Annotated in this window: 19 protein-coding genes; 4 read left to right on the top strand and 15 right to left on the bottom strand. The window is 58.9% G+C overall.

Going from position 1 to position 18,958, the window contains the following annotated elements; genetic code table 11:
• Positions 1-312: 312 nt before the first annotated feature.
• From RTK01_RS00830 to mutY, 6 genes are read right to left on the bottom strand one after another with little or no spacing between them, the layout of a single operon-like run.
• On the bottom strand, positions 313-1,182 hold the full coding sequence (locus RTK01_RS00830; protein ID WP_312279146.1) for a 4Fe-4S cluster-binding domain-containing protein: 870 nt from the start codon (positions 1,180-1,182) through the stop codon (positions 313-315).
• Positions 1,179-1,766: a thymidine kinase gene (locus RTK01_RS00825; RefSeq protein WP_312279145.1), complete on the bottom strand. Its 588-nt coding sequence runs from the start codon at positions 1,764-1,766 to the stop codon at positions 1,179-1,181. The genes RTK01_RS00830 and RTK01_RS00825 overlap by 4 nt, the downstream gene beginning before the upstream one ends.
• 18 nt (positions 1,767-1,784) lie before the next feature.
• Entirely contained in the window at positions 1,785-2,381 is a 597-nt protein-coding gene (locus RTK01_RS00820) for a PF20097 family protein (RefSeq protein ID WP_312279144.1), read from the bottom strand.
• A gap of 22 nt (positions 2,382-2,403) precedes the next feature.
• The gene (locus tag RTK01_RS00815) at positions 2,404-2,886 is read right to left on the bottom strand and encodes a GNAT family N-acetyltransferase (protein WP_312279143.1); all 483 of its coding nucleotides are present in this window, start codon (positions 2,884-2,886) and stop codon (positions 2,404-2,406) included.
• 51 nt (positions 2,887-2,937) lie between these two features.
• Entirely contained in the window at positions 2,938-3,453 is a 516-nt protein-coding gene (locus tag RTK01_RS00810; RefSeq protein ID WP_312279142.1) for a GNAT family N-acetyltransferase, read from the bottom strand.
• On the bottom strand, positions 3,392-4,528 hold the full coding sequence (gene mutY, locus RTK01_RS00805) for an A/G-specific adenine glycosylase (protein ID WP_312279141.1): 1,137 nt from the start codon (positions 4,526-4,528) through the stop codon (positions 3,392-3,394). Before mutY ends, RTK01_RS00810 begins: the two co-directional genes overlap by 62 nt.
• 151 nt (positions 4,529-4,679) lie before the next feature.
• Here mutY and RTK01_RS00800 point away from each other — a divergent pair, with 151 nt between their 5' ends.
• Genes RTK01_RS00800 through RTK01_RS00790 form a run of 3 tightly spaced genes read left to right on the top strand, consistent with a single transcriptional unit; the run spans position 4,680 to position 6,182 of the window.
• Positions 4,680-4,940 carry a hypothetical protein gene (locus RTK01_RS00800; protein WP_312279140.1) on the top strand — a complete coding sequence of 87 codons (261 nt, stop codon included), beginning with the start codon at positions 4,680-4,682 and terminating at the stop codon, positions 4,938-4,940.
• Between the two features lie 55 nt (positions 4,941-4,995).
• Positions 4,996-5,307 carry a YbjQ family protein gene (locus RTK01_RS00795; RefSeq protein WP_312279139.1) on the top strand — a complete coding sequence of 104 codons (312 nt, stop codon included), beginning with the start codon at positions 4,996-4,998 and terminating at the stop codon, positions 5,305-5,307.
• The gene (locus RTK01_RS00790) at positions 5,307-6,182 is read left to right on the top strand and encodes an MBL fold metallo-hydrolase (protein WP_312279138.1); all 876 of its coding nucleotides are present in this window, start codon (positions 5,307-5,309) and stop codon (positions 6,180-6,182) included. The genes RTK01_RS00795 and RTK01_RS00790 overlap by 1 nt, the downstream gene beginning before the upstream one ends.
• Here RTK01_RS00790 and RTK01_RS00785 read toward each other — a convergent pair.
• The 3 genes from RTK01_RS00785 to RTK01_RS00775 all read right to left on the bottom strand — a co-directional run bounded on the left by RTK01_RS00785 (position 6,125) and on the right by RTK01_RS00775 (position 8,524).
• On the bottom strand, positions 6,125-7,414 hold the full coding sequence (locus RTK01_RS00785; RefSeq protein ID WP_312279137.1) for an ATP-binding protein: 1,290 nt from the start codon (positions 7,412-7,414) through the stop codon (positions 6,125-6,127). The genes RTK01_RS00790 and RTK01_RS00785 overlap by 58 nt on opposite strands.
• A gap of 400 nt (positions 7,415-7,814) precedes the next feature.
• Positions 7,815-8,168 carry an Hpt domain-containing protein gene (locus RTK01_RS00780; RefSeq protein ID WP_312279136.1) on the bottom strand — a complete coding sequence of 118 codons (354 nt, stop codon included), beginning with the start codon at positions 8,166-8,168 and terminating at the stop codon, positions 7,815-7,817.
• Between the two features lie 11 nt (positions 8,169-8,179).
• Positions 8,180-8,524, bottom strand: a complete 345-nt coding sequence (locus tag RTK01_RS00775) for a cupin domain-containing protein (protein ID WP_312279135.1) — start codon at positions 8,522-8,524, stop codon at positions 8,180-8,182.
• Positions 8,525-8,631: 107 nt separating this feature from the next.
• Between RTK01_RS00775 and RTK01_RS00770 the strand changes: the two genes are divergently transcribed.
• Positions 8,632-9,735: a PhnD/SsuA/transferrin family substrate-binding protein gene (locus RTK01_RS00770; protein WP_312279134.1), complete on the top strand. Its 1,104-nt coding sequence runs from the start codon at positions 8,632-8,634 to the stop codon at positions 9,733-9,735.
• A 371-nt stretch (positions 9,736-10,106) separates the two neighbouring features.
• Here the strand turns inward: RTK01_RS00770 and RTK01_RS00765 are convergent, their stop codons facing one another.
• The 6 genes from RTK01_RS00765 to RTK01_RS00740 form a co-directional block, all read right to left on the bottom strand.
• Positions 10,107-10,976, bottom strand: a complete 870-nt coding sequence (locus RTK01_RS00765; protein WP_312279133.1) for a DNA/RNA non-specific endonuclease — start codon at positions 10,974-10,976, stop codon at positions 10,107-10,109.
• A gap of 184 nt (positions 10,977-11,160) precedes the next feature.
• Positions 11,161-12,036: a TPM domain-containing protein gene (locus RTK01_RS00760; protein WP_312279132.1), complete on the bottom strand. Its 876-nt coding sequence runs from the start codon at positions 12,034-12,036 to the stop codon at positions 11,161-11,163.
• A 13-nt stretch (positions 12,037-12,049) separates the two neighbouring features.
• A complete protein-coding gene (locus RTK01_RS00755) occupies positions 12,050-13,126 on the bottom strand; it encodes a Trm112 family protein (protein ID WP_312279131.1) in 1,077 nt (358 codons plus the stop codon).
• 21 nt (positions 13,127-13,147) lie between these two features.
• Positions 13,148-14,452, bottom strand: coding sequence for an SPFH domain-containing protein (locus tag RTK01_RS00750; protein WP_312279130.1), 1,305 nt, complete (start codon positions 14,450-14,452; stop codon positions 13,148-13,150).
• Between the two features lie 355 nt (positions 14,453-14,807).
• Complete coding sequence (locus tag RTK01_RS00745) at positions 14,808-17,243, bottom strand: glycogen/starch/alpha-glucan phosphorylase (protein WP_312279129.1); 2,436 nt, start codon at positions 17,241-17,243, stop codon at positions 14,808-14,810.
• Positions 17,240-18,958, bottom strand: a 1,719-nt coding sequence (locus RTK01_RS00740) for a glycogen/starch synthase (RefSeq protein ID WP_312279128.1), incomplete at its 5' end; no start/stop codon positions are given. The genes RTK01_RS00740 and RTK01_RS00745, both read right to left, overlap by 4 nt.

Raw genomic sequence — 18,958 nt, 5'->3', positions numbered from 1 at the left:
GTGAAAGACGCCGGGGGGATCATCGGCATGTTCGACAAAGCGCAGGCCCGGGAATTTGGAGGCGGTCTGCTTCTCACGCAGACCACTGCGGGCCAAATCTCCAGCGCCATGGGGTATCGGCAGGGAAAATAGCGCCGCGCTGTTTGACGCTGTGCTTGCAGATAGCATTCACTTCCACGCTAAGTTAAGGCCCGCCTGTCCCGTAAAAAACCGGACAGGCGGGCCTTTTAATTAGATACCGTCTTAAGCAACACGGGCCGTGTCACCCAGTGAGGCACAGGACGTACTTTCAGCGCGTTGTGGGTGATCGTCTCAGATGCCGGAAAGATCAAAGTCCGGCGTGTATTCCTCCTTGGCGGAGGTGCGCTCCTGCACATAGCCGTCGGCAATCCCGCAGTTTTCCATATACTGCGCGGCAGCGGCATATTCCGCCCCTGTCACCCGACGGGCAAGAACTCCCTTCGCCCCCGGCTGGGGCGTGTACTGGGCCATCAGAGAGAACAGCACATCTCCCGGTCGAAAGGCGGAAGACACCCAGTCCAGCACCCGGCGGGTGTTTTCCAGCTCCCCCGGAAGCACCAGATGGCGGATCAGAACCCCGGATTTCAGCCGCCCATCTTTCATTTGATACGGCCCCGTCTGGCGGAACATCTCCAAAATCGCGGCCTTGGCCCAGTGGAAATAATCCTCCGCGCCGGAGTATTCCTTCGCGGGTCCGGGAAGGGCATATTTCAAATCCGGCAGGTAAATCTGCACCTTTCCCTCCAGCATCCCCAGCGTCTTCGGCTCTTCATAGCCGCCGGAGTTCCACACCACGGGAACCGGCAGAGGCCGGTCCAGCGATTCGGCCACAGCGAGTGTAAAGTGGGTGGGAGTTACAAGGTCGATGCACGCCGCGCCCTTTTCAATCAGCTCTTCGTAAATCTCCCGCAGGCGGGAAACGCTCACGGGCTTTCCACAGTCTCCTTGGGAGATACTTCCGTTCTGGCAAAAGCTGCACCGCAGATTGCATCCGGAGAAAAAGACGCAGCCCGCGCCCCGGTCCCCCACAAGGCACGGTTCCTCCCATAAATGGAGCATGGCCTTCGCCGCCACAGGAGTCAGCGGCATTTGGCACACGCCGCCGGAAACCGTCTCCGTCCGCTCGGCCCCGCAGCTCCGAGGGCAAATGCTGCAAATCACGGCTGCTCCACCTTGAAATCGGGGCCAAGGTTCCCTTCCCGCCAGTGTTTACGGCACAGGCCAATGTACTGGTCGTTGGCTCCCAGCACAACCTGCGCCCCCTCCTTCAGCACCCGGCCACTTTTGTCAAACCGGGCGTTAAAGGACGCCTTTTTGCCGCACCAGCAGATGGTTTTCACCTCTTCGATTTTATCCGCCATCACCAGCAGCTCCTCGCTGCCGGGGAAAAGGTCGCCCTTAAAGTCCGCCCGCAGGCCATAGCAAATGACGGGGATCCCCGCGTCGTCCACAAGAGAGACGAGGTAGTCCACCTCCGCCTTGGTGAGAAACTGGGCCTCGTCCACAATGATGCAGGCGTTTTGCTGCAATTCCATGGGGTTGATTTGCTGCATCTCATCAAAGTAGATGCAGGGGTATTTCAGACCGATGCGGGAGGACACCATATGGTCCCCGTCCCGCAGGTCCAGCCGGGGCTTCACCAGAAGCACCTGCTGGCCCCGCTCCTCATAGTTGAAGCGGGTCATCAGCGCGTTTGCCGTTTTGCTGGAGCCCATAGCCCCATATTTAAAGTAAAGCTGTGCCATGCAGTTGTTTTCTCCCTCTTATGTCTCTTCCGTTTCGTTCTCTGAGCCGTTGGCCCCGTTCTCCCCTTCGCCATCCCCGTGCTCCGCCATGCTGATCTGCTCTTCGTAAGAAAGGGAATGCTCTTCCGGCTTCCTCTCGCCCAGCGGTGGATTCAGGTCCCGGATGTCAGTCACCATTTTGCGGCAGGCCTCGCAGTGCCACATAGTTTTATATCCCATGCTGCCCAAGTCGCCCGACTCGGACACGTCCACAGTTTCCACAGAAAAACCGTTGGAGAAAAAGCCGGGTTTTTTCTTCTGCCAGTACACGCCCCGACCACCCCACAGATAGCCCTTGACCATATCTCCCCCGCACCACGGGCATTTCTCCGGCGGGCCCTCGTCCTCCTCCGGCTTGTCCCGGCTTAGGCGGGACAGAAAGGTTTTCAAGGGCGTGTCCTTCTCTCCCGGCTGCTGGGCATAGCCGTCCTCCGCTCCCAATCCCTGACGGACGGCCTTGAAATATGCCTTAAATTCATCGGAGGCGGTGGGCTTTCCCGCCTTCTCCGTTTCCTTTTCCCTCGCTCTCTGGTGCTTTTCCCAATCGCTTTCCTCGTCCCGATTCCAAAAAGCCATGGTAATGCCTCCTTTGACGATGTTACAGCGTAAGCTGCATGAAAATAGTTCCCGGCAGCGGACTGTCGTTATACCGGGGAATCTCCTGAAACCCCAGCGCGCGGAACAGGCGGAGCGCGTCGGGCAGCATGGGAAGGGTGTCCAGCTTCATCTGCCGGTAACCAATCTCCCGCGCGTCGGAAATCAGCCGTTCCGTCATCGCCCTGCCCGCGCCCTTTTTCCGGAACCGAGGGCGGACATACAGCCGCTTCACTTCGCAGCTCTCCCCGTCCAGCCGCCGCAAAGCGGCGCAGCCCGCGGGCGTTCCGTCCACCCGGGCAAGATAGAGCCGCCCGTCCGGCTTGCCGTATTTCTGGCGCAGATTTGCCAGCTCCGCATCGCAGTGCTGCACCTGCAAATACGAGGCGAAGGGCGGCACCGCCAGAATCAGCGTATCCACATATTCCTGAATCATGGAACGCATGACCTCCGGCTGTTCATAAGCCAATTCCAATGTCAATAACATATCAGCAGCACCTCGCTTTCCGCATACGTTTCAAAATCTGGTCTTTGAGACTTACAGCTCCAGCTCCATATAAATCGTTTCCGGCAGGGGACTGTCGTTATAGCAGGGGATATCCTGAAATCCCCGCCGCCTGTATATGCCAATGGCCTGTGTCAAAAACGGCAGGGTGTCCAGCAGCATTTTTTGATAGCCGATCTCCCATGCGTCCGCTAGAAGCCGGTCCAGCAGCACCCCGGAAATTTTCTGCCCGCGATATTGTGGACGGACATACATCCGCTTCAGCTCGCAGCGGGTGTCGTCCAGCTTTCGCAGCGCGGCGCATCCCGCCGCAGCGCCGTCCACTCGCGCAAGATACACCCGTCCATCCGGCAGGCCGTATTTGCTTTCAAGGTCGTAAAACTCGGCGTCATAGTGCTGGAGGTTCAGATAGTCCGCAACGGATGGACTCTCCCGCACCAGCATCTCCGTATATTCCTGAAACAGCGAACGAATCTCGTCCTGACAGTCATATGCAAGCTCCACCGTCAAGCCCATGGGAAGGACCTCCTTCAGGCTGTTTTTCACCATGGTATTCCTCCAGTGCGGTTATTGCCTCTTCCTTCATCCGGGCGAAGGCAGATGGCACGGCCAGCCGGTCCAGCACCGATTCGTCCGCCCATAAAAAGTCCTCCGGTCCGCTGCCAGAAACCTCCAGCACATAGCAGGTCATATGCCACTCCACATGGGTAAAAATATGCTTCGCTGTCAATCGGCGTTTCCACGCCCGGGGAGAAAGCGCCCAGCGGGAGCATAGATCGGCCGCTGCCGTCTCGTCCAGCGCGCCCTCTCCGTTGGGAAACTCCCACAGCCCCGCCAGCAGGCCGCCTTCGGGCCGCTTGCGCAAAGCAATCTCTCCGCCTCGCAGGAAAAGAAACACGGTTTTTTCCTCAATCCGCCGGGCCTTTTTGGGGGACTTTACCGGCAAACGCTCCGCTGTTCCCCGGCTTCGACCAAGGCAGCGTGCCATCAGAGGGCACTGTGCGCATTTTGGCGGGCCATTCGGCACGCAGACCACGGCCCCCAACTCCATCAGCGCCTGGTTGAAAATGCGGATGTCCTCCGAATCGTGAGGTATCACCGCTCCAATTTGTTCCCGAACGGCTTTTTTCGTCCCGGAATCGGCAATGTCGTCATGACAGTCCGTCAGCCGGGTGAACACCCGGAGCACGTTGCCGTCCACCGCAGGTTCTGGCAGCCCGAAGGCCACCGAGGCCACAGCAGAGGCTGTGTAGTCTCCGACCCCCGGCAGGGCAAGAAGCCCGTCATAGGTATTGGGGAAGCGTCCCTCCATGGTCTCAGCCACAAGACGTGCCGCCCGCTGCAAATTTCTGGCCCGGCTGTAATAGCCAAGGCCTTCCCATTGCTTGAAAAGCGTCTCTTCCGACGCGTCCGCCAGCGCCTCCACCGTGGGAAACACAGTGAGAAACCGCCCATAATATCCCAACACCGCCGCAACCCGTGTCTGCTGGAGCATTACCTCCGACACCCAGATACGGTAAGGGTCCCGGGTCTTCCGCCAAGGCAGGTCCCGGGCATTCGCACGATACCAAAAAAGAAGCGGGGAAACAATATCCGATAGAGTTGTCAGATGGGTACGGGGCATGATATACTGTACTCCTGAAAAGTAAATTTCAAGGCTCCGTCCTTCAGGAGGAACCATGCTCCAAGTATAGCATATTTCGCTGCATGGGGATATCCCTTTTTTAAATTTTTCGTAAGCTCTTTACACGCGGTCGGAGCAGGAGGATGATTTTATGAATTGGAAAAAAAGAGGCGGCCCCGGGCGCTACATCGCGCCCATTGCCTGCGCGGTTTTCATGGCGGTGCTGATGCTGGGCATGATTTGGCTGCTGGTCTGGGGCTTTGACACGGACCCGGCAGGCATTCCGCCTGCGCCGGTGGCGGCGCTGCTGCTGGAGCTTCCCGGGGCAGTGATTGTGGGCGGGATTTGGGCATTGATTCAGCGCCTGCGGGAACTTGGCCAAGGAGAAGAGGAAGACGCGAAGCGTTATTGACTTTGGACCGATGCGGGCGGCGCATACACGCAAAATATGACAGGAGGACACACAAATGAAACTGGTTACGATTGAGACGATTCCCGGGCGGGAGCTGGAAGCCTTGGAAACGGTGAAAGGCGCCGTGGTATTCAGCAAAAACTTCGGCCACGATTTTATGGCCGGAATGAAAACGCTGGTGGGCGGCGAGATCAAAAGCTACACGGACATGCTGGACGAGGCCCGGGCCATTGCCACAAAGCGCATGATGGACGAGGCGGAGCATTTGGGCGCGGACGCGGTGGTGGGCCTGCGGTACGCGTCCTCCTCCGTGATGCAAAGCGCGGCTGAGGTTGTGGCCTACGGCACGGCTGTAAAATTCAAATAATGCGCATCACATTTTTGGCCCACAGCGGCTTTCTTGTGGAGCTGGACGGGGTTTATCTCCTGTTTGACTGGTGGAAAGGCCAACTGCCGCCCCTTTCGGATAAGCCTCTGTTCTGCTTTGCAAGCCATGCCCACGGCGACCACTTTACCTCAAAAATTTTTTCTCTGGACGACGGGAGCCGCGAGGTCCGCTTCCTGCTGGGGAAAGGCATCGAACTTTCCGCCGAAAACCGGGAAAAATGGGGGCTCTCTCCCGAAACGGCGGAAAAGTGCGCCGTGTTGGACGGGAACGAACACATAGAGCTGCCCCACGGCGTCACGGTGGAAACTTTGCCCTCTACCGACGAGGGCGTTGCGCTGATCATCACCTGCGAGGGGAAAACCCTTTACCACGCCGGAGACCTGAACTGGTGGCACTGGGAAGAAGAGCCGGGGGACTGGAACCGGAATATGGAGGCCGACTTCAAGCGGTATATTGAACCTCTCCGAGGACGGCGCATCGACTTGGCCTTTGCCCCCTTGGACCCCCGTCAGGGAAATGCCGCCGACTGGGGCCTTTGCTATCTCTTGGAGCTGGCGGAAGTTCAGCGCCTGATTCCCATGCATCAGTGGAAGGATTTCAGCCCCACGCAGCGCTTTTTGGAGGAACATCCTCAATGGGCGGAAACCCTGCTCCCAGTGGAGCGGATGGGACAGCAAGGGGACCTGTGTGCTCTCAAACCCGTTTGCTTTACGGGAAATAAGTGCGCTTTGGCGAATCAATCGCCAAAGCGCACTTCGTTTTTATCGGGCATCACCGTGCAGCCGCCATGTGTACTTCACAGCGTCTCAATCGCCCAGAGGGGCAGGTTTAAAAGTCCCGGTTCCCGGCGGTAGTCCGCAAGGGAAGCACGAATGGACTGCCGGGGCAAAAACCGCTCCCGGAAGACCTTCAGCTTTTTGGACTGGAGGTTCTGCTCCACCGCCACCTCCACGGGAATGGCTTCCAACCCGTTGTCCACCAGAAATTCCACCTCCGCAGTACCTCGGGGAGCCATCCAGTAGCACACGACCATCTGGTTCAGACTGTCGAGCTGCTGGAGCGCGTACTGCTCCGTCAGCGCCCCGTGATAGGCCTGGAACACGGAGTTGCCCTCCAGCAGCATGTCTTGCCGAAGACCAAGCATACAGCCAAGCAGGCCCACATCCGAAAGATACAGCTTAAACGCCCGGGCATCCTCGCTGGCCACCAGCGGCGACTCCGGCACCTCTGCCCGATGAATGTCCCGGGCAAGGCCGTTGTCCGTCAGCCATGTCAGCGCGGCGTCAAACTCCCGGGCGCGGGCGCCTTCCTTCATCGCTCCAAAGAGAAATTTTCGGTTCTCCCGGTCCAACTGCCGGGGAATGCTATTCCACAGCGTTCGGATGCGAGACAGCGCGTCAATAGGCGCATACTTTGAAAAACTCTGCTCGTAGACGGACAGAATGCGCGTCTGTGCCTCCCGGGCGGCAAAAAAATCGCGGTCCGCCGCAAAGGCACCGACCGCCTCGGGCATACCGCCCACGAAGCAATAGTATTTTAAGAATCGGATATAGTCCTGACGGTAGTTGGGTGTCAGGTCATAACGGCTTTCCCGCAGCATCTCCACGTACTCCTCCCGGCCCACTGCACGGAGAAACTCGAAAAAAGACAGAGGGTGCAAATCCAAAACCTCCACCCACTCCGCAGGGAAGGGGGCGCCGCTTCGGATAGCCGCGTCCAGACCGCTGCTGCCGCAGAGAACATGATACTGCGGCGCCTCTTTGCCAAACAACTTCAGGCAGGCCAGCGCCTGCGGAATGGCCTGAATCTCGTCAAACACCAGCAGCGTCTCCGCCGGGTCGATTTTGTATCCGGCATACAGCTCCAGTTCCGTGACGATCCGGTCCACCGAAGGATTTTCGTCAAACAGGCCGGAAATCTGGACACTGCTTTCAAAGTCCACATATACGCACCGCGCATATTCCCTCTCGCCAAACTCCCGCAGCAGCCAAGTCTTGCCAACCTGTCTGGGTCCCCGCAATATCAGCGGGCGGCGGGTTTTCCGTTCTTTCCATTTTTTAAGATGCCCATAGGCCGTACGATCCATCCGGGTCACTTCCCTCTCATATAATTCGGGCGCGGCTTTCCCTGTTCGCCGCGCCCGCAAGCCCCGCCCCGTCGGTTCCCCGGCGTGGGCAGGTCAAAATCGGTAGAAATCTGTCATATTTATCATTATAGCATATTTTCGCAAAGAGTCAAATGACTTTTCGGATTTTGTGCACATAAATCATGCAAAATAGTGTCTGTGGGACGTAGCTTTTCACAAATCCGGAATGCTTTTCGTTCTGGAACCGGAAAACAGCAAACGCGGAGCGAAGGATTTAGGTTCCTCCGCTCCGCTTATTTTCAAAAAACCACGGCCCCTCAAGCGGCCTTTTTCATTTTCCCTGCGCCTACGCGCTGCTTGACGCGCGGCCCGCCGCCCCTTTGTCAAAAGAGACGGTCAGCTATTTCTCCTTCAAAAGGCGCAGCACGGCGCGCTCCTCCATCAGGTCTGCGTACAGGCCCGGAAGATCCGTCTCTGCCGCCGCGCAGCCGCGCAGCGGTTCCACCAGCTCACCGCTGAGCCGGTAGATCCGGGTTAGTCCCAGATTCCCGGCCACGCCCTTCAGTGAATGGGCCGCCTCAAATGCGGCGGCATGGTCCCCCGCATCCAGCGCGGCACCCAGCGTGGCAAAGGCCGTGTCCTCTAAAAACAGATCGAAGCACATGGCGTACAACTCCTCATCGCCCAAAAGACGATTCATGGCTCCGTCCATGTCCGCGCCGTGGGCGCGGAGCTGATCAGTCAGCTTGCTCACAAAGGCGCGCCTTATTCGTTGATGATCAGCGCAATCAGCTCCACCGGCACGTCGCCGCGGTTTTCCAGACTGTGGGCATCGCCGCCGCCGGTTTCGGCAATGTCTCCGGTGTGGAGAATCACCTCTGTGCCATTGTCGCTAAAGATCGCCTCTCCGCTTAGGATGTAGTAAAACTCCGTCTCATGCTCGTGAGCATGGTACCCGAAGGAGCAGCCCGGATCGAGGGTCATGTGGTTGAAAATTCTGGCCTTGCCGTACATCTGATCCGGTGTTGCCAAGACTTTGATGTGGGTTAATCCCTTCCCTCCGCGTATGTTTTGATCCTCGCGATAGCAATTTTCTGAGCGCTGATACATTTCCATTTCCTCCTGTTCTTTCTGCCGCCGGCCTTGCGTCCGGCTGGATCCGATGATACAATTGACTGACAAAAATTATGCGGTTATCATACCACACGGCCCCAAAAATGTCTACCCTTGCAGCCAACGAGCCTATGATTTATCTGGAGGAAATTGCCATGAAAAACGTTGCGGCCGCGCTGGCGGCGCTTTTGTTGATATCCTGCCTGTCCGCCTGCAAAGCAGGGACCGGATCGACCTCCGCTTCCTCGTCTGTCTCTTCTTCCGCCGACGAACCGCTGAAGCTGGAAACGCTGCGGCTGGAGCTGACCCGCCGGGAGGGACTTTCTTCCGACGAATTGATGTACGCCGTGCAGGCCCTTCCGCAGGCTTTGAAATCCGCGCTGGCCAACCACGGCGTGGAAGCTGGCACGGTAGAGGTCACCGTGGGCGCATCTCCGGCGGCCACAGCTCAGGCTCTGGAGGAGGGCGGCGTGGATTTAGCCGTGCTGCCCGGTAATTCCTTTGTGGAGGCGGGCGGGTCCGCCGTTCCTCTGCTGACGGCACACGAGCACGACGGCCTTCCCGACAGCTCCGACCCTGCCGACTGGAAAAGCGGGGAAATCGCCCGCAGCGAAGCAGCCTCCGGCGGGCAGCGATATCTGATTCTGGCAGGCCCGTCAGACTATGGCCTTCAGTTGGCAAACCGGGCCGCGTCGGACACGCCCCTGACTTGGGATGAGCTTGATCGGGCCGCGTGGCTTCTGACCCCGGATGAAACAAACATGACCGACCTGTGGCTTGCGGATCACTATGAAGGGAACACCCTCTCTGACCTGACCGGGGGGGCCGTAAGCACATTGCCAAGTGGGAGCGGGCAAGATCTCCTGACCGCGCTGGCCGCAGGAGATGCGGACGTGGCCGTCATTCCCGCCGACGCCCGGTCGTATTTGGCGTCCTTCTGGCAGGGAACGTTGCAGCGCCCCGGCGGAATTTTTGACGAAACCGCCGTCATCGGCGTTACTGAGAAGTACTATGACACGATTTTAGCCGTTCGTCCGGGAGACGAGGTACTGACCGGAGAGGAGTTTGGCTCGGCTCTGGCGGCGGCGATGGAGGAGCTGGCCCGCGTGCAGGGCGACGTTACCGGTGCGCTGGGCGGGGTCCTTTCCGCTCCGGTGAGCGACGGCGACCTGAACGGTATGCGCCGCCTTGTCACCCTTAGCGGCTGAGACCCGCGAGATAAAAAAGTGCCGGACATTTTCCCCTCATAGTAGAACCCGAAAAAGCCAAAGAAGCCAAAACAGAAGAAAAACGACGGTACGGCTACTACTCCTTCCACATTTAGAACGCCCGGAAAAAAGCCTCCAAACCCTAAAATATCAAGAAAGCCCAGCAGCCCAAGCTTCGATGACATTTTTCGTGTATGTGTCTGATCTTCAGTTTTCTTTAACATGAAAGCGCTCAAAAAAGTGATGTATTTATCTCTTGCAGAGATAAATACATCACTTTCCTTTAGGCTGTCAATGCAAAAAATACATACCCTCATGCGTGCGGAAGGATCCCTATAAAATGGGCGCTTTTCCTCCTGACCAAGCCGCCTTCAGGGCTTGCACTGCCCACAGGGGGTGTATCCCTCCCCTATCAAATCTTCCCGGCTGCCGGTATAGTCCCGGCGGTTGCCCTCGCTCATGGAGAGAACGCCGGAGCAGTCCGGGCGGTGAAATTTCATGGACTTCGTGTTGAGCACGTAGCTCTCCTCTTCCGAAGTATCGGAGGAAGCCGGGGGCTCCTCGCCCGTCAGATAGCTGTTCCCCGTGGCATAATCAATGGTAACGCCGGGCTGGGCGTTGTAGACGTACACGTTAAATTGCACGCCCTTGCCGCCGTCCTCCACGGATTCGGCCTCCATCTGAACGCCCCTTGCCACAAGCTCGGTTCCCTCGAAAACAGGCGTAACCCGGTAGAGCACATGGCTCCCCGTTTCGCGCACATAGTCGGCCACTTCGTTTTCAAAGGGCAGCATCCCTTGCACGTTCATGTACCGGGTTCCGGTGATCAGATTTTCCTCGTTGGCATTTTCCCCTGTAAGCTGATAGCCCAGCAGGTGGCAACGGTTATAGAGGTATTTGCCGTCCACAAGGTCGTATTTCACCGTGTGCCAGCCGGAGGGCTTCACCTGCCCGATTTCACCCCGGGGTTCTGTGGGCATGGTATCTGGGCTTACAGAGGCATAAGCCGGGCCGCACCGGCCCAAAAGGTCCAAGGAACTGTATTCCTCAAAAGAGGTTTCCTCGTAATCTGTATCCGGAAAAGCCGGCAAGCTGTCGTTCAGCAGAACGTAGGGCTGGTCGGAAAACTCCGGCACATCCGTAAGTGTAAAGGTAAGGGGCCGCGCCACCGGAGCACAGCCGGAAAGGAAAACTGCAACCGCGACAAAAATCGGAAGAAAAATACTCTGTGCCTTTTTCATGAACGCTCCTTTAATCGGTACTATTAAAACTCGGTATGATGCAGATGGAAAAACGGGCGGCGGAAGAAAACTTCTTCCGCCGTCGCTGTAAGCGGCTCCGCCGCAAATAGACAATGACTTTCCGGACGCTAGTGTGAAAACCAACTCTATCCGGTCGGTACAGAACGGGCATCCTGCCCTGCTTTTAAAACTTCCCGCTTCTGCCGGAGAAACCGCCCGAACGCATAGAAGTACCTCCTGCGTGTCCGCCCCCCGAGGTATGATTTTCAATTCTGCGGCGCGTCTCGGTCCGGTAAAGGAAGGTATCCTGCTGACCAGTAAGATGAAAACCGTCTGAGGGAATGTAGCGGTCGGCAGTTCGGGCGGACACAGCGGTATTCATCTGCTTTTTCCAGTATAGGCAAATTCCGCCCGCCAGCAACAGCGGCACCAAAATCACCGCGCCCAGCCTGATGGCAAATTCCTCATCATCATACTCGGGCCGGGCATTTGTGCCGTATGAGCTGCCCGTCTCATAGCCGCCCTCCGTTTCATCGTATCCCGGGGCGTTTTCCACGTCGAAGGGCTTCCCGTCCCGCGCCAGGCCCAGATACTCCCCCGCCGTATCCAGATAGGCGGAAAAGCCCTCGTAATACGCATCCTCTCCCAAAAGAGGAAGCACATCCTCGTCCAGCAGCACGTCCTTTCCATAGTCGGTAAAGGCGGTGTTTCCATAGCCGTAAGCAATCAGGGCATAGTCCCGCTCCGCCATGCTCAAAAGAAGCAGCAGCCCGCTCTTCTCCTCGCCGTAGCCCAAGTCGTATTCCGTGTAAACAGCCGTGGCAAGGTCGTAGGCATCGCTGCCGCCCATGTCCTCCATGTCTTCCAGGGTGACAATGTACACCGCGCACTGGTATTGCTGGGCAAGCTCCTCCGCCCGGTCGTTCAGCTCCCCGCGCTCTGTCTCCGTCAAAAGGCCCGCCGCGTCCGTCACCGCGTCCAGCTCTGCCGCCATGGCGGGCAGGGGCAGCGCGAATGTCAGGGCAAGCACCAAAAGCAGAAAGAGTCCAGTCTTTTTCATATTCCCGCCCCCTTCACAGCAAAATCAGGCCCAGCAGACCCATCAGCGGCAGAGAAATCCCGAAGAACCAAAGCCAGAATTTTACCCAGTCCATGGGCAGGTCGCCCACCAGCTTTCCCGTCTGGCCGTTCATGGCAAAAAGGAAATCCTTCCCCTCCCATCGGGTTGCCAGCATCCACACCGGCAGCAGGGCATACTTTGCCCTGCATTTTTGAAGCCGGACGGTTCCGCTCTCCTGCCGCAATGTGGCATAGCCCCGGGCCGTGGCGGAAAGGGCGTCCTCCGTGCTGGCCTTGATGCGGGAATAGGCCCGGTCCTTGCACTCTGCGGAGTCCTGGTCGTACTTATCCGCCAGAAAGCCGGGCAGATACGCGGTGGAAAACTCCTTCAACTCCCCGTAGTCGAAAGGCTCAATGGCGTCCATATGCGCGTCGGGCATTTTGGAGGAGCCGTCTACCGGTACCTTTTGAAAATCCACGGTGCCCTCCCGCACCACCCGGAAGTGATCGGTCACAGTGATTTCCTCGTTTCCCCTTCTAAACACCTGAACTCTGGTTCCCCGAAAGTTCAGATTCCCGTCCGACTTGCCGTCAAACAACCAGAAGGGGACATAAACGCCCTTAATTTCTTGAATGTGGTTCCCTGAGCCAAAGGACTTGGGCAAAAAGCGCTTGCCCTTGTAATATCGCTCCAGCGCCGACACGGCGGCGCTTTTGTCAAGGCGGAAGGGAATCACGCAGTCCGGCCTGAGATGTCCTGAAAACTGGGCGGGAATCACCGAAGGGTTGCCGCAATAGGGGCAGGACGTGGCGGCCGTGGTATCGTCGCAGATCAGCTCCGCTCCGCAGGGGGGGCAGGCATAGGCCCGCAGGCGGGCCGCTTCTTCCTCGCTCCACTCGCTGCCGCCCATAGCGGCTTCCGGCTCCGGCTGCGCGGCAGCCGCCTGCTCTTTGTCTGCATAAAGCTGCTCAATGACCTTTACGTCAAAGGACAAGCCGCAGTATTCGCACTCCAGCTTTCCCGACGCGGTCCCAAAGTGTAAAGGGCCGGTACAGGCAGGGCACTGGTAATTGGTAATATTGGTGGCCATGAGCATTCACCTCCGTCTGTTTTACTGAAGGTCCCCGTCGTCAAAGGGATCGCCGCACTCGGGGCAGAATTTGGGCGGGCGGGCCTTGTCGGCAGGCTCCCAGCCGCACTTGTCGCACTTGTACTGAGGAACGCCCACAGGCTTTGCCTTCCCGCACTCGGCGCAGAATTTGCCCTTGTTCACCGCGCCGCAGACACAGGTCCAGCCATCCTGTGCGGACTTCGGCCTGCCGCACTCGGGGCAGAATTTCCCGGTGGCCTTCGCGCCGCATTGGCAGCTCCAGCCGCCCCCGGGCGCAGCCTGTCCCGGCGCGGATTCCCGCGCCATGCGGTAAAGCTCCTGCGCGTTCATGCCGCCGGCGGCCCCCGCCATGTTCATTCCCATAAACGCCATGGGAGCGCCGGTGCTCGTATTTGCCGCGGCGCTCTGCATCGCCGCCGCCTGCGCTCCCGTCAGATGGGCTGCCGCCATGGAGGGGTCGCGGAAGGCCGCGTTCCGTTGCAGCTCCTTCATCATCCGCTCGTCTTCTTCGCTTGCCTTTACGCTGGAAACACCAAACGAGATGATCTCAAGGCCCCGCAGCTTCCGCCATTTTTCACTGAGCACTTCGTTGAGGGCCTGCGCCATCTCCATGGTGTGGCCGGGCAGGGCGGAATAGCGGATGCCCATTTCGCTGATTCTTGCAAAGGCGGGCTGGAGGGCGGTCATCAGCTCGCTTTTCAACTGTCCGTCAATGCTCCCCCGGGTATAGCTGTTCTCCACATTGCCGCAGACATTGGTATAAAACAGCAGCGGGTCGCAGATGCGGTAGCTGTACTCGCCAAAGCAGCGGATGGCGATATCCATATCCAGCCCAATGTTCCGGTCCACCACCCGGAAGGGAACCGGGCTGGGCGTGCCGTATTTGTTCCCCGGCAGCTCCTTGGTGTTGAAATAGTAAACCCGCTGGTCCTTGGGCGGCTCACCGCCAAAGGTAAACCGCCTGCCGATGCTCTCAAAGGTACGGTGGACACTCTCCTCCAGCTCGCCGGAGAAAATGGAGGACTCGGTGGATGCGTCGTAGATAAATTCGCCGGGGTCGGCGCACACCTCCGCCACCTTCCCCTGGTCCACGATCATCATGCACTGCCCGTCCGCCACGGCGACGACGGAGCCGCTGGTGATGATATTCTCGCTTCCCTTGGTGTTGGACGAGCGGCGGGACGTGCGTTTTTGTCCTTTCACCGCCAGTACGTCCGCAGGCAAAGCCTCACAGTAGAAATATTCCTTCCACTGGTCCGCCAGCGCCCCCTCGACGGCGCCCTTCGCAGCTTTGATCAGTCCCATACAGGTTTCCTCCTTTTTATTTGTAAACGGTCAAACTATATCGTATTTTCCATGCGCACGGGCGGCGGCTGTTCTGGCCTGCTGCGCAGAAAGAATCTCCCAAATAAGCGCAGCAGCGCTATTTCATATGCTGCACCGCCTAAAACGGCAAAATGCCCGGCTGCTTTTGGAAACAGCCGGGCAAGGTTTGTGTTCGGTTCGGGCCGTTCCCCGCCGCCCCGGCGTTTTGCCGATGCCGACCGGTCCTGGCGCGTTTCCCCTCCGTAACAAAGCTTCATTATTATATCCGTTTTGTCCTCATTTGTAAAGCCGGGACAAAATGGATGTGAGGTCCGCTCCTTTTACCGGCGAAAGCTTACCGCACCTTGCGATGGGGTACGTGCCAAATTCGGTCGGCGTACTCCGCCACCGCCCGGTCCGCCGCGAACACGCCGCTGCGGGCAATGTTCCGCAGGCTTATGGCATTCCATTTCTGCGGGTCGGCATAGGTGGCCGCCATGCGCTTTTCCGCATCGCAGTAGGCGGAAAAATCCGCCAGCAGCAGATATTCGTCCGCAGGCGCGCCGTGGTCGCCGAACAGCAGCCGCCGGTACAGGTCCTCATAGCTCACCCCATCCCGAAAGCCGGTTTTCAGCGCGTCCAATACGCGGTGCAGCACCGGGTCCCGGGCATACAGCCTCTGGGGGAGATACCCCTCCCGGCTTAGAGCCGCCGCCTCGTTTGACCGGAGCCCGAAGAGGAACATGTTCTCGTCCCCCAAAACGTCGTGCATCTCCACGTTGGCGCCGTCCAGCGTCCCCACAGTCAGAGCGCCGTTCATCATAAACTTCATGTTTCCGGTGCCGCTGGCTTCCTTTCCGGCGGTGGAAATCTGCTGGGAAACCTCGCTGGCGGGCATCAGCCGCTCCGCAAGGGACACCCGGTAATTTTCCAGAAACACCACCTGAAGCTTGTCGCGGCAGACGGGATCGTGGTCAATCTGGTCCGCCAGAGAGTTAATCAGGCGAATAATTCGCTTTGCCACGGCATACCCCGGCGCGGCCTTCGCCCCGAAGAGGAAGGTGCGGGGCCGGTCGATGGCGTTCGGGTCGTCCTGCAACCGCTGGTAAAGGGCGATGATGTGCAGCACGTTTAAAAGCTGGCGCTTGTACTCGTGCAGGCGCTTCACCTGCACGTCGAAAATCGCATCCGGGTTCAGAAACACGCCTTGCTGCTGTTTCGCATAAGCGGCAAAATCCTCCTTGTTCCTTCGTTTGATCTCCGCGAGGCGGCGCAGCACTTCCCGGTTGTCGGCGTAAGCGTCCAACCTTTCAAGGGTCTGGGGGGCCATAAGATACGCCTCGCCCCCCGCGAGATCGCACACCAGTCCGTGAAGTCCCGGGTTGATTTCCGCCAGCCAGCGCCGGTGGTCCACGCCGTTGGTGACGTTGGTGAACTTCTCCGGCTCCATGGCGCAGGCGTTTTGAAACACGTCGCTTTTCAGAATTTCCGAGTGGAGGGCGCTGACGCCGTTGACCCGCATTCCCCCCGCGATGCACAGGTTCGCCATGCGGACCACCCCGTCCCAGACCACGGCGGTGTCCCGCACCTTTTCCTCGTCGTGGAAATACGCGCGGCACTTCTCCTCCCACCGGCGGGCTATCTCCCCCGTAATCTGCCAGACGCGGGGCAGCAGCCGCTCAAACAGCGCCTGGGACCACTTCTCCAGCGCCTCCGCCAGCACCGTGTGGTTGGTATAGGCCACAGACCGGGTGGTAATCTCCCATGCCTGATCCCATCCCATGCCCGCGTCGTCAATCAGAATCCGCATCAGCTCGGGGATCACCAGTGCCGGGTGGGTGTCGTTGATCTGAAGCACGTTTTTCTCGTGGAAGTTGGCCATGGTACCGAATTCCGCCATATGCTCCTCCGCGATACTCTGCACCGTGGCGGAGACGAAGAAATACTGCTGCTTGAGCCGCAGGGATTTGCCCTCCTCATGGTTGTCGTCGGGATAAAGGACCTTGGCGATCACCTCCGCCATGGCCTCGTCCTCCGTGGCCTTGAGATACTCCCCCTTGGAGTAAAGGCTCATATCCACGGGCTTGGGGGATTTTGCGTCCCACAGGCGCAGCTTGTTGGTGTGGCTGGTATCATACCCGGCGATTTCCATGTCGCAGGGGACGGCCAGCACGGTGGTTCCCCCCTCCTGCACGATGTGGAGATGCCCGTCGTTCCAAAACTCCCGCAGCGTGCCGCCGAAGCGGACCTGCCGGGCCTCCTCCGGCTTTGGCAGCAGCCACGCGGAGCCGATGCCCTTCCACGCGTCGGGCAGCTCCACCTGCTGGCCCTCCACAATCTTCTGCTTGAAAATCCCCAGCTCATAGCAGATGGAATACCCCGTGGCGGGAATTTCCAGCGTGCTCATAGAGTCCAGATAGCAGGCGGCCAGACGGCCCAGACCGCCGTTACCAAGGCCCGCGTCCGGCTCCAGCTCGAATACGTCTCCAGCCTGAAAGCCCAGATGCTCCAGCGCTTCCTTCAACCGGGGAAGCACCCCCAGATTATACGCGTTTTTTTGAAGGCTTCGCCCCATCAGAAATTCCAGAGACAGATAGTGGACCTTCTTTTTCTCCTTTTGGCGGGTTTCCCGCCGGGTTTCCACGCCCCGCAGGGCCATGGCGTCCCGCAGCACGAGAGCGCAGGCGCGGAGCATCTCCGTCTCCCCGGCCTCTTCGGCGGTCTTCCCAAAGTTGATCATCAGCTTTCGGGTCAGCGCGTCTTCCAGTTCCCTTGTTGTAAATGCCGTCATTCGTCTGCCTTATCCGCGGACAGTTCTTTCTCGTCCGCGCTTCCTTTCCTCTTGGCTGTCTTTCTTTCGGCTTGCTTCGCTTGTTCCGGCGGCTTTGTGACGGATCTTTCGGTCTTCTCCGGCTCCGCCGCCTTCTCCGCAAGCGCCGCCGCTTCCGGCTTTGCCGGAAGCTTCCTTTGGGGCGGCCTTCCCGGAAGCTTTTCCTGCTCCGGCTTTCCCATCAGCCGGGATTGGACAGGCTTCGCCACTTGTGCTGGGTCTTCCGGCTGGGCGGACTCCTCCACTTGGGCAGACTGCTCCTGTAAAGCAGGCTCCGCCGGTTGGGCGGATTTCGTCTGTTGGACAGGCTCGGCCGGTTGAACCGCCTTTTCCGGTTGAGCGGATTCCTCCTGCGCCGCGGGCTTTCCAAGCACTTTCTCCCCGGCGGGGCTCTCCGGCTCTGTACCCACTGGCTTGACCCGGGGCTTTCCGGTGATCCCGCTGTAAATCCGCAGGTATTCCCCGGCACTGCGCCGCCAGCTAAAGTCCCCCTCCATGCAGCGCTGCCGCAGGCGGTGGAAATGGTCCGGATAGTCCCAGTAAAGGCCAACGGCCTGCCGGATGACAAAAAGCATATCCCCAGAGTTGTACGCCGCAAAGGTAAACCCGTTGCCAGCGTCCCGCCACGCCTCGTAAGGGTGGACGGTGTCCTTCAGCCCGCCGGTCTCCCGGACGATAGGGACCGTTCCGTACCGCATGGCAATCATCTGGCTCAGGCCGCAGGGCTCGCTGCGGGAGGGCATCAAAAACAAATCCGCCCCCGCGTAAATATTCATGGCAAGCGCCTCGTCATAGCCAAGATGCGCCGCCATCCGGCCCGGGTACTGCCCCTGCGCCCAAGAGAAAAACTCTTCAAACTTCTCCTCTCCCTGCCCCAGCACCACCAACTGCACGGGAAGCTCCATGATGTCGTGGAACACCTCCCGAATGAGGTCCAGCCCCTTGTGGGCCACAAGGCGGCTTACCACCGCGAGAATCGGCGTGTCCGGCTCTTCCCGCAGGCCCATCATCCTTTGCAGCTCCGCCTTGTCGGCGGCCTTGCCGGTAAGATCGTCGGCGGAGTAGTTTTTCGCAAGCAGAGGGTCGGCTGCGGGGTCGTAGCGCTTCATGTCGATGCCGTTGAGCACGCCGGAGAGCTTATAGGCGCACCGGCGCATCACGCTCTCCATCCCGTTGGCGAAATAAGCATATTTCAGCTCTTCCGCATAGGAGGGGGACACGGCGGTCACCGCGTCGGCACAGAGGATGGCCCCCTTTAAAAGATTCACGTCCCCATCCATCATGATGGTGCCGTCGTTCACCCAGCCGGAGTCCAGCCCGAACAGGTCCCCTGCGACCTCCGGCCCAAACCGTCCCTGATACTCGATGTTGTGGATGGTCATGACGGTGCGCACAGCCCGGTACCGTTCCTCCCGCACGCCGTCGTCCTTCAGATAAATGGGAATGAGGGCGCTCTGCCAGTCGTTGCAGTGAATCACGTCGGGCCAAAAGGCCATATGGGGCAGCATCCGCACCACCGCCCGGGAGAAAAATCCAAACCGCTCTCCGTCGTCCATATACCCGTACAGATTCGCGCGGTTAAAATACTGCTCATTGTCCAGAAAATAATAAGTCACTTTGTCCCGCACAAGGCGAAACAGCCCACAATAGCTTCGCCGCCACGCCAGATTCACATA

This window comes from Oscillibacter sp. (genome assembly GCF_031978065.1).
In the GTDB taxonomy this organism is placed as follows: Bacteria; Bacillota; Clostridia; order Oscillospirales; family Oscillospiraceae; genus Oscillibacter.
This window is presented reverse-complemented; position numbering and strand designations above follow the sequence as displayed.